Source organism: Cupriavidus sp. H19C3 (assembly GCF_049393815.1).
Classification (GTDB): Bacteria; Pseudomonadota; Gammaproteobacteria; order Burkholderiales; family Burkholderiaceae; genus Cupriavidus.
Genome location: NZ_CP184986.1, coordinates 39,219 through 51,741, shown reverse-complemented (window position 1 = coordinate 51,741; position 12,523 = coordinate 39,219). Strand labels below are relative to the sequence as shown.

Genomic DNA, 12,523 nt, shown 5'->3' with positions numbered 1-12,523 from the left:
GAGGTTGCAACCATGACCATGGCTACCCATCTGGCGAAGTGTCTGGGCAGGAAGCAATGCCGGTATGAAATCCTTCACCGCGCCGGCGCGGGCACGCAGACGCCAACCATTCCTCACGATCGACTGGCCCGGACCATTCTGCTGGAAGACCAGCGCGGCTATCTCATCGCCGTCTTTCCGGCGAGCCACCATCTGCGGCTGGCGGAGTTGCGCGACCAGACCGGGCGCGCGCTGACGCGCGTCCACGGCGACGGTGTGCGCGAGGTGTTTCGCGACTGCCATCCCGGGGCCCTGCCGCCCGCGGGCTACGGCGTGCAGACCTGGCTCGACGACAGCCTGCTCGCGCACGCCGATGTCTATTTCGAAGCGGGCGACCGCGACGAAGTGGTCCATATGCGCACCGGGCAGTTTGGCGAACTCATGGCCGAGGCGCGGCACGGGCATTTTTCGCACCGGCTGATGTAGCGCCCGCCGGGCCCGCCTCAGCTGTTCTGCGCGAACTGGGCAAGCTGCCGCTGGGCGGCGGCGGCGGCAGCCGTGCGCGTTTCCACGCCAAGCTTCTCGTAGATGTGCTCCAGATGCTTGTTGACGGTGCGCGGACTCATGCCGAGGATCTCGGCCACGTCGCGATTGGTCTTGCCGCGCGCCACCCACGCCATGACCTCGGCCTCGCGCGCGGTCAGCGACAACCCGGACAACGTGGCTGCCTCCGATGCCAGTCCGGCGGCCGGTCGCGCCCGCAGCTCCACCACCATCCAGTCCGTTCCCTCACCCGTCAGCCGGCGCATGCCAAGCTGATGCAGCGTGATGTCGCCGCTATGCCGCAGTTGCTGCAGCGCATCAGCCAGAACCTGCGGCACCGCCATGCCGGGCGCCGGCGCCGGCCAGCCGTGTGCCTGCAGCAACTGCGTGGCGCGCGCATTGCTCCATAACCAACGGCCGTCCGGTCCGGCAGCGAACATCGGGGTCGCACTGCCCAGCACCACCTCGCGCGCGCTGCGGGCCAGCCTGGCCTTGCTCGCGTGCGAACGTACCCGCGCCACCACTTCGGCGATGACAACGGGCTTGGTGACGTAGTCGCATGCCCCCACCTCGAAACCGCGCACGATATGGCCCGTGTCGCTCAGACCCGTCATGAAGATGACCGGCAGGTCGGCGTGGCGGCGCATCAGCGCCTCGCACGTGGCAAAACCATCCATGCCGGGCATATCGACGTCGAGCAGCACCGCATCCGGGGCAAAGAACGCCAGGGCGTCGAGCGCGGCGTTGCCGCTCGACGCGGCATGCACCAGCATGGCCTCGCCGCCGAGCGCGCGGATCAGCATGCGGCATGCGTCGGGACTGTCGTCTACCACGAGCACACGCGTGCCATGGGTAGCCGTCTGCTGCGGGAGTTCAGGATCGGGTTGCATGAAGCGCCTCGCCAAGTGATGCGGTCAGGGCCGCCGCGTCGGTTCGTGCCAGCGTCAGCATCTGACGCGCCCAGGCGGCCTCGCCGCCATGGCCCAGCGCCAGCTCGGTCAGGTACGCCTCCGCCGCGCGCAGGCGGCCGGTCGCGCCCATCGCCAGCAATTCGCGCAGGGTCTCGTGATCCGGCTGTGCCGGTGATGATGACAGCGCGGGATCGGCAGGCGACGTTCCGGAGACGTCCGACGCCGGCACCGCCGCGAGCGACAGGGCACGGTGCACCATCTCGAGCAATTCCCCCTCGCGCACCGGCTTGCTGACAAAGCCGAGATAGTCCAGCGACTGCCGTGCCTCCTCGGTGTTTTCATGCGCGTTGGCGGACACGATGACCACCTGCGACGCCGGATGCGCGCCGCGAATCTGCCGGCACAGGTCCCAGCCCGAGGCATCGGGCAGGTTCAGGTCCAGCAATACCAGTTGCGGCTGCCATTCGCGCACCGCTGGCATCACCCGCGCGCCCTCGCCCACTTCGCGCACCGCCAGGTCGAGCGGCGCCAGAAAGCCGCGCAGGACGGCGCGATGCGCGACGCGGTCATCGACGATCAGCACGCGTGCCCCCGCGGGCAGAGGCCCGGCCGGCATGTCCTTGCGCGGCGCCGTCACTGCCGCCACCGCCGGCAGATAGAGCCGCACCAGGAATTCGCTGCCCTCGCCCGGCGCGCTGTGGACCTGGATTTCACCGCCCATGAGGTCCGCCAGCAGCCGCACGATCGCGAGCCCGAGCCCGATGCCTTCACGGTCGTCGTGCGGCGTGACACGCTCGAACGGATCGAAGATGCGCGCCTGGTCTTCGGCGGGAATACCGGGCCCCGTGTCGCGCACGCTGATGGTGCCGAGTTCGCGCTGATGACGCACCGTCAGCGTCACCGCGCCATGGTCCGTGAACTTGATCGCGTTGCTGACGAGGTTGATCACGATCTGCCGCAGCCGCTTGGAGTCGGCATGCACATGCCGCGGCAACTGCCCCACCACGCGATAGTGGAACGCCAGCCCGCGTGCCGCCGCCAGCGGCCGGAACATCCGCACGAGGTCATCGAACAACGACTCCAGCGACACCGCCTCCTGCTCCAGCCGCAGCTTGCCGGCCTCGATGCGCGACAGTTCCAGCAAACCGTCGACCAGGCTCGACAGATGCTCGCCCGCGCGCCCGATGGTGCGGACATCCTCGCGGCACGCCGCGGGCAGCGCCGGCGCACGCAGCAGCAACTGCGAGTAGCCGAGGATCGAATTGAGCCCGGCCCGCATTTCGTGGCTCATGCCGGTAATAAAGCGGCTCTTGGCCACGTTGGCCTTCTCCGCCACCTCCTTGGCATGCTGCAGCAGCGCGTCGGTCTGCCGGTGCGCGTCGATTTCCTTTTGCAGCAGCACGTTCTGCCGCTCGGACTCTTCCTGCGCCACGGTCCGGCTCTCATTGACCAGCACCAGCCACCATGCCGCCACCGCCGAGAACAGCGTCAGTCCGGCGCCAATCTTCAGGAACAGGGCGCCGCCCGCCGTCACGGCCGGTATCGGTCCGCCCGACAGCTGCTCCTGCGTATAGAGCAGCCATAACAGCGTGCCGAACGCGAACACCATGCCGGCCAGCATCAACACGAACTGGCCCACGCGGCGCGCAGCCACCGGGGGCGTGCCGGCCGGCAGCACGCGCGTGAGCGCGGTGGCGATCTGTTCCTGCGCGCTGGCGCCGGGCTTGCAGCGGTCGCCGCAACGCGCATCGAGGGTGCAGCACAGCGAGCAGATCGGGCCGCGATAGGCCGGACACCCCGCCATGTCCTCGCGCTCGAACGGATTGCGGCAGATGGTGCAACGGATCACCGCATGACGCGCGCCGAATTCCACCGGCGGACGCGCCATGAAATAGCGGCTCCTGGTCGCCCATGCAATCAGCGGCGGCAGCACCGTCGACAGCAGTAACGACACGCCGATCGACGCGGGCCGCAACACATCGCCAAACACGCCGAGATGCATCAGCATCGACACGCCAGACGCCAGCGCCATGCTGCCAAAGCCGGCCGGATTGATATCGAACAGATACGCGCGCCGAAACTCGAGATGACGTGGCGACAAGCCCAGCGGCTTGCTGAGGACAAGATCGCCAAAGATCGCCCCGACCCATGCCACGGCCAGGTGCGCGTACAGCGCCAGCACCTGCTCCATCGCCTCGAACACGCCCATCGCCATCAGCATGACCGCGATCAGCACATTGAAGGCGAGCCAGACCACGCGCCCCGGATGGCTATGCGTGAGCCGCGCGAAGACATTCGACCACGCCAGCGAACCGGCATAGGCATTGGTGATATTGATCTTGGTCTGCGACACCAGCACCAGCAGGCCGGTCAGCACCACCGGCGCCCACGCCGGCCAGCGCTCGCCCAGTCCGCGCGCAAACCCCGCCAGGTACATCTGCGTGGGCTCCAGCGCATGGGCGACCGGCAGCTCCGCCTGCAGCACGATAAACGCCAGAAAGGCGCCGCCCGCCATCTTGGCGGCGCCGAGCACGATCCAGCCCGGTCCGGCGGCAATCAGCGCGCTCCACCAGCGCACCCGGTTGGCGCGCGTCAGCGGCGGCATGAAGCGCAGGAAGTCCACTTGCTCGGCGATCTGGCCGATCAGCGCGGCGGCGACCGTGGCCGCCGCGCCAAAGGCGTGCCAGGAAAATCCGTCGCCGTCCGCCAGGCGGCCGTTGAGTGTCAGGAAAGCCGTGTAGTGCTGCGGCTCGCGCCACAGGATCAGCGCGTAGGGCAGCACCAGCAGTACCAGCCAGAGCGGCTGGGTCCACAACTGGATGCGCGACAGCAAGGTCACGCCGTGCGTCACCAGCGGGATCACGATCACCGACGACAGCAGGTAACCGATCCAGCGCGGCATGCCGAACAGCAGCTCGAACGCCTGCGCCATGATGGCCGCCTCGAGCGCAAAGAAGATGAACGTGAAGCTCGCGTAGATCAGCGACGTGATGGTCGAGCCGAGGTAGCCGAACCCCGCGCCGCGCGCCAGCAGGTCCATATCGAGGCCGTCGCGCGCCGCATGATAGGCAATCGGCAGCCCGGTCAGGAAGATGACAAGGCTGACCACCGCAATCGCCCACATCGCATTGGTAAAGCCGTAGCTCAGCGTGATGGCCGCCCCGATCGCTTCCAGCGCCAGGAACGCGACTGCACCAAAAGCGGTATTCGCCACGCGAAAGGCGCTCCATTTGCGGAACGACCTTGGTGCATAGCGCAACGCGTAATCCTCCAGCGTTTCGTCGGCGACCCAGCGGTTGTAGTCACGCCGGATCTTGCTGATGCGCTGCACGGGCGGGCTGGCACTCGACATATCGTGGATGCGGGCAAGGTCGGACCGTCGTGCGAATGCAAGAGGTGTGCCGTGTCCGCGCGCAAGCCGGTCGCGCGCGACCTCCCCGCGCCCACCGCGCGCGCCCGACCTGCGCATGCCTGCCATGCGCATACGTTGAATGACGTATTCCGCCCTGCGCATGCGCCCCGCATGATCCGCCCCAACACAGCACCACCACCCACACCTGCCTCGAAGGAGCGTTGAACATGCGTGACAAGAACGAAAACGGGTCGTCTGCGGCGGCGTCTGCCGAAGCACAAGCGGTATCGCTGAACCGGCGCCGCCTGATGCAGGGGCTGGCGGCCCTGCCCGCGCTGCCGCTGGCGGGCATGGCCACCCAGGCGCACGGCGCCAACCTGCCGACCACGGCCGTGAACACGACGAAGCTCGCGGTGACCGATAGCGAGGTCACGGTGGGGCAACTGCATTCGGCCACCGGCACCATGGCGATCTCCGAAACCGGTTCGATCCAGGCCGAGCAACTGGCCATCGACCAGATCAACGCCGCCGGCGGCATCCTCGGGCGCAAGATCAAGGTCATCAAGGAAGACGGCGCCTCGGACTGGCCCACCTTCGCCGAGAAATCGAAGAAGCTGCTGGTCAACGACCGCGTGGCGGCCGTGTTCGGCTGCTGGACCTCGGCCTCGCGCAAGGCGGTGCTGCCGGTCTTCGAGAAGGAAAACGGCCTGCTCTACTACCCTACCTTCTACGAGGGACTCGAACAGTCGAAGAACGTGATCTACACCGGCCAGGAAGCCACCCAGCAGATCATCTGGGGCCTGGACTGGGCCGCCAAGCAGAAGAACGCCAAGAGCTTCTTCCTGATCGGCTCCGATTACATCTGGCCGCGCACATCCAACAAGATCGCGCGCAAGCACATCGAGAACTTCCTCAAGCTCAAGGTGGTGGGCGAGGAGTACTACCCGCTGGGCCACACCAACTTCAACTCGCTGATCAACAAGATCAAGATCGCCAAGCCCGACTGCATCTACGCCATCGTCGTGGGCGGCTCCAACGTGGCGTTCTACAAACAGCTCAAGGCTGCCGGCATTACCGCCGACAAGCAGTTCCTGCTGACCATCTCGGTCACCGAAGACGAAGTGCTGGGCATCGGCGGGGACAACATCGCCGGCTTCTACGCCGCCATGAAGTACTTCCAGTCGCTCGACAACCCCAACAACAAGCAGTTCGTGGACGCGTTCAAGGCCAAGTATGGCGCCAAGTCCGTGATCGGCGATGTCACGCAGGCCGCCTATCTTGGCCCGTGGCTGTGGAAGGCCGCGGTGGAAAAGGCCGGCAGCTTCGATATCGACAAGGTGGTGGCGGCCTCGCCCGGCATCGAGCTGAAGACCGCGCCCGAAGGCTATGTGAAGGTGGACCCCAACCATCACCTCTGGAGCAAGACGCGCGTGGGTCTGGCCCAGCTGGACGGACAGTTCAAGGTGGTGGCCGAATCGCCGCAGCTGATTCCGCCCAACCCGTTCCCCAAGGGTTACCAGTAACGCCAGCGCGGGAGCACGGTCATGAATCTCTCCGACATGCTGAACATCGGCCTGATGCAGGGCTTCGCCGGCCTGAGTCTGTTCTCGGTGCTGCTGCTGATGGCGCTGGGACTGGCCATCATCTTCGGGCAGATGGGTGTCATCAACATGGCCCATGGCGAGTTCATGACCATCGGCGCCTACACCATCTATCTCGCTTCCACCACCGTGGAGCGGCTGGCGCCGGCCTGGCTCGGGTGGTACTTCCCGTTGGCCATCTGCGCCGCGTTCGGCCTCGCGTTCGCGGCCGGATGGCTGGCCGAGTGGGCGCTGATCCGCCACCTGTACAAGCGCCCGCTCGATACGCTGCTGGCCACCTGGGGTCTGTCGCTGGGCATGCAGCAGGTGTTCCGCTCGACCTTCGGCCCCAAGGAAGTCAGTCCGACCCTGCCCGACTGGCTGATGGGCTCGTGGTCGCCGGCGCCTGGGCTCGATATCCCCATCAACGGCCTATTCGTGATGGCGCTGACACTGGGTGTCACCGGGCTGATCTGGCTGGCACTGCACCGTTCGCGCTGGGGCCTGCGCGTGCGTGCCACCACCGCCAACCGCGCCATGGCCAACGCCGCCGGCATCAACACGCGCCGCACCGACCGCCTCACCTTCGCCATCGGCTGCGGCATTGCCGGCGTGGCCGGCGCGGCGTTCACCACGATCGGTTCGACGGGGCCCACCAGCGGTGCGCTCTATATCGTCGATTCATTCCTAGTGGTGACGTTCGGCGGCGCGGCCAGCCTGGCCGGCACGGTGGCCTCGGCCTTCGGCATCGCGCAGACGCAGTCGATCACCGAGTTCTTCATGACCGGATCGATGGCGCGCGTGCTGACCCTGCTGCTGATCGTCTCGATCCTGATGATTCGCCCGCAGGGCCTGTTTGCGCCCGCCGTGCGGCGCTGATCCCGACCCTGCCGCCACCCTTGGTGCCGACCCTTAGTGCCGAACCTTACTGTTCACGGAGCCCGATGATGTCTCCCCTCCAATCGCTGCCGCTACGGCAACGGCTGCGCGCCGTCAGTGCCGAATGGGCCGGCTATGCGCTGCTGGCGCTGGTGCTGGTCGTCGTCCTGCCGCTGTCGCTCGATGTCTTCCGCCTGAATCTGGTGGGCAAATACCTGAGCTACGCCTTCGTGGCCGTGGGCCTGGTCATGCTGTGGGGCTACGGCGGCGTGCTGAGCCTCGGCCAGGGCGTGTTCTTCGGCCTCGGCGGCTACGTCATGGCGATGTTCCTCAAGCTCGAGGCATCGGACCCGAAGAGCACCGCCATCCAGTCCACGCCGGGCATTCCGGACTTCATGGACTGGAACCAGCTCACCGCGCTGCCGTGGTGGTGGGAGCCGTTCCGGCATCTGCCGTTTGCGCTGATCGGTGTGATCGCGGTGCCGGTGCTGCTGGCCTTCGTGGTCAGCTTCGCCATGTTCCGGCGCCGCGTCGGCGGGGTCTACTTTGCCATCATCACGCAGGCGGTGGCGCTGATCCTGTCGGTGCTGATCATCGGCCAGCAAGGCTATACAGGCGGGGTCAACGGCATTACCGACCTCAAGACCATGCTGGGCTGGGACATCCGCACCGACAGCGCCAGGCTGGTGCTGTACTTCGTCAGCGTCGCACTGCTGTTCGGCACCATGCTGCTGTGCCGCTGGATCCAGCGCACCAAGCTCGGCGTGCTGCTGCTGGCCATGCGCGACAAGGAGGACCGCGTGCGCTTCTCCGGCTACGACGTGTCGATGTTCAAGGTCTTCGTGTTCTGCCTGGCCGCCGCGCTATCGGCCATCGGCGGTGCACTGTTCACGCTGCAGGTGGGCTTCATGTCGCCCTCGTTCGTCGGCATCGTGCCGTCGATCGAAATGGTGATCTTCGTCGCGGTGGGCGGACGCATGAGCCTGGTGGGCGCGGTGTGGGGCACGATGCTGGTCAACGCGGGCAAGACGTACTTCTCGGAGAGCTTTCCGGACCTGTGGCTGTTTCTGATGGCGGCGCTCTTTATCGGTGTGGTGGTGGCCTTTCCCGATGGCCTGGCCGGCCTCTACCGCAAGTACATAAGCCGCCGGCGCCGTACCGGCGAACCGCCGGCGCCTGCCGAAGGCATGCCGGCCACCACGGCCTGACGGGAGCGCCATATGAGCAATACCGATTTCATGCTGGCGGTGGAAGACCTGTCCGTGTCGTTCGACGGCTTCAAGGCCATCGATAACCTCACGCTCTATGTCGACCGCGACGAACTGCGCGTCATCATCGGTCCCAACGGGGCGGGCAAGACCACGCTGCTCGACCTCGTGTGCGGCAAGACGCGCGCGACCGGCGGCAGCATCAAGTTCGCCAATCGCGAGATGACAGGCCTGTCCGAATACGCCATCGTGCGGGCCGGCGTCGGCCGCAAGTTCCAGACACCCTCGATCTACGAGAACCTGTCCGTATTCCAGAACCTCGCGGTGTCGTTTCCGCGTGGACGCGGCGTGTTTGGCGCGCTGACCTTCCGCACCACCGACGAAGTGCGCCAGCGCGTGGCCGACGTGGCCGCCGAGATCGGCCTGGGCGATGCGCTGGAGCGCGAGGCCGCGCAGCTCTCGCACGGACAGAAGCAATGGCTCGAGATCGGCATGCTGCTGATGCAGGAACCTCAGCTGCTGATGCTCGACGAGCCCATCGCCGGCATGAGCGTGCGCGAGCGCGAGCTGACGGCGGCCCTGCTCAAGCGCATCAGCAAGGGGCGCGCCGTGATCGTGATCGAGCACGACATGGACTTCGTGCAGCAGATCGCCGACAAGGTCACCGTCATGCACCAGGGCAGGATCCTCGCGGAAGGATCGATGACGCAGGTGCAGAACGACCCGCGTGTCATCGACGTATATCTGGGCCACTAGGCCCGCCACCATTGAAGGAGGACATCCGCATGCTGACCGTCGACAACGTGGTGGTGAACTATGGCCAGAGCGAAGCGCTGCACGGCGTCTCCTTCGCGGCCGCACAGGGCGAGACCGTCGCCATCATGGGCCGCAACGGCATGGGCAAGACCACGCTGTTCAAGGCCATGATCGGCATGCTGCCGCTCCGCGCCGGCCAGGTCTGCGTGAACGGCCACGACGTCTCGCGCGACGAGAGCTACCGGCGTGTACGCGCCGGCATCGGCTATGTACCGCAGGGGCGCATGATTTTCTCGCACCTGACCGTCGAGGAGAACATCCTGACCGGCATGGAACAGGGCAAGACCCGGCGCATTCCGGAGGAGATCTTTGCCATGTTTCCGGTGCTGTTCGACATGCGCCGGCGCAAGGGCGGCAACCTGTCCGGCGGACAGCAGCAGCAACTGGCCATTGCGCGCGCCCTGGTGTCGAACCCCAAGGTGCTGCTGCTCGACGAGCCCACCGAGGGCATCCAGCCCTCGATCATCAAGGACATTGCGCGCGCGCTCAACGAGATCCGGCGCACGCGCGACATCACCATCGTGTTTTCCGAGCAGGTCCTGAGCTTCGCGCTCGATGTGGCGGACCGCCTGTTCGTCATCGAGGGCGGGCGCTTCGTGCACGAGACCCAGCGTCACGGCACCGACGTGGCGCATATCCGCGAGTACCTGTCGGTGTAGTTCCCGCTTCATCCCTGTAGCCCGCATTCCCTTTCCTTCATCCCTGCACGCATCCAGGAGGCAATGTCATGACCGATACCCTGATCCAGGTCGATCTGGCCCAATCGCCGTACGAGAATCCCGACGTCCATAACCGCTGGCACCCCGATATCCCGATGGCATGCTGGGTCAAGCCGGGCGACGACTTTATCCTCGAGACCTACGACTGGACCGGCGGCTTTATCAAGAACAACGATTCCGCCGACGATGTGCGCGATATCGACCTCTCGATCGTTCACTTCCTGTCGGGGCCGGTCGGCGTCGAGGGAGCCGAGCCCGGCGACCTGCTGGTGGTGGACCTGCTCGATATCGGCGCCAAGCCCGATAGCCAGTGGGGCTTCAACGGCTTTTTCTCCAGGCAGAATGGGGGCGGCTTCCTGACCGACCATTTCCCGCAGGCGCAGAAGTCGATCTGGGACTTCCACGGCATGTTCACGTCGTCGCGCCATATCCCGGGCGTGAACTTTGCCGGGCTGATCCATCCGGGCCTGATCGGCTGCCTGCCCGACCACGCCATGCTGGAGACCTGGAACGAGCGCGAGGCCGCGCTGCTGGCCACCGACCCCGACCGTGTTCCCGGCCTGGCCAATCCGCCGTTCGCGGCCACCGCCCACATGGGCAAGCTGCAGGGCGATGCGCGCAACCAGGCCGCCGCCACCGGGGCGCGCACCGTGCCGCCGCGCGAGCACGGCGGCAACTGCGACATCAAGGACCTGTCGCGCGGCGCCAAGGTCTATTTTCCGGTCTATGTCGACGGCGCGGGCCTGTCGGTGGGGGACCTCCACTTCTCGCAGGGCGATGGCGAAATCACGTTCTGCGGCGCCATCGAGATGGCGGGCTGGGTCCATATGCGGGTGACGCTGATCAAAGACGGCATGGCCAGGTACGGCATCCGCAATCCGATCTTCAAGCCGAGCCCGATCACGCCGAACTACAACGACTACCTGATCTTCGAAGGCATTTCGGTCGACGAGTCGGGCAAGCAGCATTACCTCGACGTGAATGTCGCGTATCGCCAGGCCTGCCTCAACGCCATCGAATACCTGACGAAGTTCGGCTATTCGCGCGCGCAGGCCTATTCGCTGCTCGGCACCGCGCCTGTCCAGGGCCATATCAGCGGCGTGGTCGATGTGCCCAACGCGTGCGCCACGCTGTGGCTGCCGACGCAGATCTTCGACTTCGACATCCGGCCGAGCGCCAGCGGACCGACCAGGATGATCCAGGGCGGCGTGGACCTGCCGCTGTCGCCCGACAAGGTCTGAGTCACGCCATCCCGACGCCAAAGCCACCATGCCCACTTACGACTTCCGTTGCCACGACTGTGGCACGTTCACTGTCATGCGCCCGATGGCGCGACGCGACGAGCCGGCCGCCTGCCCCGCTTGCGGCGTGGCCGCGGCACGGGCGCTGGTGGCGGCGCCGGCGTTGGGCCGCCTGAGCACGGCGGCCCGCGCCGCGCACGCGACCAACGAGCGCAGCGCCTCGGCGCCGAAGGAAAGCCGGGCACATGGCCCAGGCTGCGGATGTTGCGCGCCGGTCAAGCTGGCAAACCCGCAGCTCGCGGCGCCGGCCAACGCCGTCAAACAGGCCGCCGGCCGGCCCTGGATGATCAGTCACTGAGCCTGACGCCAGCGCGCCACGCCTTCCCGTACGAATTTGCCAAACGCCTGCGCGATCTGCGCGGCCGCGGGCGGCATCTGCAGCGTGATGGCGAACGTCGGCAACGCCGGCAGGCCGCAGTCGGGCGGCAGAATATCCATATCGGCAGGCACCGTCGAGGCCAGCCACGCCGTCACCGCGAGATCGCCTCGCACGGTAACGCGCGTGGCCTCGATATTGCCGCTCTCGAACACCGTGCGCCAGCCGATATCGTGCTCGCCAAGCAGCCGCAGGAGGCGATGACGGAACGCACAGGTCTCGTCCACCAGCGACACTGGCAGCGGCCGCTTGCGATACGCCAGGCCACCGCGCGCGCCGACCCACACCAGTTGCTCGTGCCGCAGCACCTCGCCGGTGGCCTCGTCGGCCAGCTCTTCCACCACGGCAAGATCGAGCGAGCCATCCGCGAGCGCGCCGGATAGCTCCGGCGAGGTCCCGCAGCGCAGCGCGATATCGACGTACGGATACGCTTCGCCAAAGGCGCGAAAGATCGACGGGAAGCACGTACCGACCAGATCGTAGGGCACGCCGAGCCGCAGCATGCCGGCCAGCGGGCGCGCCGTCATATCGGCCCAGATCTCGTCGTTCACCTTCAGCAGGTGGCGCGCCTTGGCAAGCAGCCGTTCGCCGCCCGGCGTCAGCTCCAGCCGCCTTCCTTCACGCAGAAACAGCGCACATGCAAAAGTTTCCTCAAGCCGGCGAATCTGCTGGCTGATGGCGCCCTGTGTCAGGTGCAGGCGGTTGGCCGCTGCCGTCATGCTGCCCAGTTCGGCCACCGCGACGAAGGTGCGGACTAACGGGATATCGAGATTGCGGTCCACGGGTTGTATTAGGCCTTGTAATGCGAGTCATCAAAATATATCGCTTTCCTAATATGAACGATACGCCTACATTGCGG

11 protein-coding genes are annotated in these 12,523 nt (G+C 66.4%); 8 read left to right on the top strand and 3 right to left on the bottom strand.

Features of this window, described 5'->3' with window-relative positions:
* Nucleotides 1-12 precede the first annotated feature (12 nt).
* Nucleotides 13-465: a YbaK/EbsC family protein gene (locus DFLDMN_RS19775; RefSeq protein ID WP_423199574.1), complete on the top strand. Its 453-nt coding sequence runs from the start codon at nucleotides 13-15 to the stop codon at nucleotides 463-465.
* Nucleotides 466-482: 17 nt separating this feature from the next.
* Here DFLDMN_RS19775 and DFLDMN_RS19770 read toward each other — a convergent pair whose 3' ends face one another.
* Nucleotides 483-1,412: a response regulator gene (locus DFLDMN_RS19770; protein WP_423199573.1), complete on the bottom strand. Its 930-nt coding sequence runs from the start codon at nucleotides 1,410-1,412 to the stop codon at nucleotides 483-485.
* Nucleotides 1,396-4,785, bottom strand: coding sequence for an ATP-binding protein (locus tag DFLDMN_RS19765; protein WP_423199572.1), 3,390 nt, complete (start codon nucleotides 4,783-4,785; stop codon nucleotides 1,396-1,398). The genes DFLDMN_RS19770 and DFLDMN_RS19765 overlap by 17 nt, the downstream gene beginning before the upstream one ends.
* A gap of 227 nt (nucleotides 4,786-5,012) precedes the next feature.
* Here DFLDMN_RS19765 and urtA point away from each other — a divergent pair, with 227 nt between their 5' ends.
* From urtA to DFLDMN_RS19730, 7 genes are all read left to right on the top strand, one after another.
* Nucleotides 5,013-6,308 (top strand): urea ABC transporter substrate-binding protein, encoded by a 1,296-nt coding sequence (gene urtA / locus DFLDMN_RS19760; protein WP_423199571.1) that lies wholly within the window; start codon nucleotides 5,013-5,015, stop codon nucleotides 6,306-6,308.
* Between the two features lie 21 nt (nucleotides 6,309-6,329).
* A complete protein-coding gene (gene urtB, locus DFLDMN_RS19755; protein ID WP_423199570.1) occupies nucleotides 6,330-7,244 on the top strand; it encodes an urea ABC transporter permease subunit UrtB in 915 nt (304 codons plus the stop codon).
* 68 nt (nucleotides 7,245-7,312) lie between these two features.
* Complete coding sequence (gene urtC / locus DFLDMN_RS19750; RefSeq protein WP_423200515.1) at nucleotides 7,313-8,452, top strand: urea ABC transporter permease subunit UrtC; 1,140 nt, start codon at nucleotides 7,313-7,315, stop codon at nucleotides 8,450-8,452.
* Nucleotides 8,453-8,464: 12 nt separating this feature from the next.
* Nucleotides 8,465-9,208 (top strand): urea ABC transporter ATP-binding protein UrtD, encoded by a 744-nt coding sequence (urtD, locus tag DFLDMN_RS19745; protein ID WP_423199569.1) that lies wholly within the window; start codon nucleotides 8,465-8,467, stop codon nucleotides 9,206-9,208.
* 29 nt (nucleotides 9,209-9,237) lie between these two features.
* Nucleotides 9,238-9,927, top strand: coding sequence for an urea ABC transporter ATP-binding subunit UrtE (urtE, locus tag DFLDMN_RS19740; protein WP_423199568.1), 690 nt, complete (start codon nucleotides 9,238-9,240; stop codon nucleotides 9,925-9,927).
* A 68-nt stretch (nucleotides 9,928-9,995) separates the two neighbouring features.
* A complete protein-coding gene (gene fmdA / locus DFLDMN_RS19735; protein ID WP_423199567.1) occupies nucleotides 9,996-11,228 on the top strand; it encodes a formamidase in 1,233 nt (410 codons plus the stop codon).
* A 28-nt stretch (nucleotides 11,229-11,256) separates the two neighbouring features.
* Nucleotides 11,257-11,586: a zinc ribbon domain-containing protein gene (locus DFLDMN_RS19730; protein WP_423199566.1), complete on the top strand. Its 330-nt coding sequence runs from the start codon at nucleotides 11,257-11,259 to the stop codon at nucleotides 11,584-11,586.
* Here DFLDMN_RS19730 and DFLDMN_RS19725 read toward each other — a convergent pair.
* Nucleotides 11,580-12,446, bottom strand: a complete 867-nt coding sequence (locus DFLDMN_RS19725) for a LysR family transcriptional regulator (protein ID WP_423199565.1) — start codon at nucleotides 12,444-12,446, stop codon at nucleotides 11,580-11,582. The two genes, DFLDMN_RS19730 and DFLDMN_RS19725, sit on opposite strands and share 7 nt — an antisense overlap.
* Between the last annotated feature and the right edge of the window lie 77 nt (nucleotides 12,447-12,523).

Excerpts from the sequence above, each read along its gene's own strand:
- DFLDMN_RS19775 (WP_423199574.1), top strand. The coding sequence starts at position 13 with ATGACCATGGCTACCCATCTGGCGAAGTGTCTGGGCAGGAAGCAATGC.
- DFLDMN_RS19770 (WP_423199573.1), bottom strand. The coding sequence starts at position 1,412 with ATGCAACCCGATCCTGAACTCCCGCAGCAGACGGCTACCCATGGCACG.
- DFLDMN_RS19765 (WP_423199572.1), bottom strand. The coding sequence starts at position 4,785 with ATGTCGAGTGCCAGCCCGCCCGTGCAGCGCATCAGCAAGATCCGGCGT.
- urtA (WP_423199571.1), top strand. The coding sequence starts at position 5,013 with ATGCGTGACAAGAACGAAAACGGGTCGTCTGCGGCGGCGTCTGCCGAA.
- urtB (WP_423199570.1), top strand. The coding sequence starts at position 6,330 with ATGAATCTCTCCGACATGCTGAACATCGGCCTGATGCAGGGCTTCGCC.
- urtC (WP_423200515.1), top strand. The coding sequence starts at position 7,313 with ATGTCTCCCCTCCAATCGCTGCCGCTACGGCAACGGCTGCGCGCCGTC.
- urtD (WP_423199569.1), top strand. The coding sequence starts at position 8,465 with ATGAGCAATACCGATTTCATGCTGGCGGTGGAAGACCTGTCCGTGTCG.
- urtE (WP_423199568.1), top strand. The coding sequence starts at position 9,238 with ATGCTGACCGTCGACAACGTGGTGGTGAACTATGGCCAGAGCGAAGCG.
- fmdA (WP_423199567.1), top strand. The coding sequence starts at position 9,996 with ATGACCGATACCCTGATCCAGGTCGATCTGGCCCAATCGCCGTACGAG.
- DFLDMN_RS19730 (WP_423199566.1), top strand. The coding sequence starts at position 11,257 with ATGCCCACTTACGACTTCCGTTGCCACGACTGTGGCACGTTCACTGTC.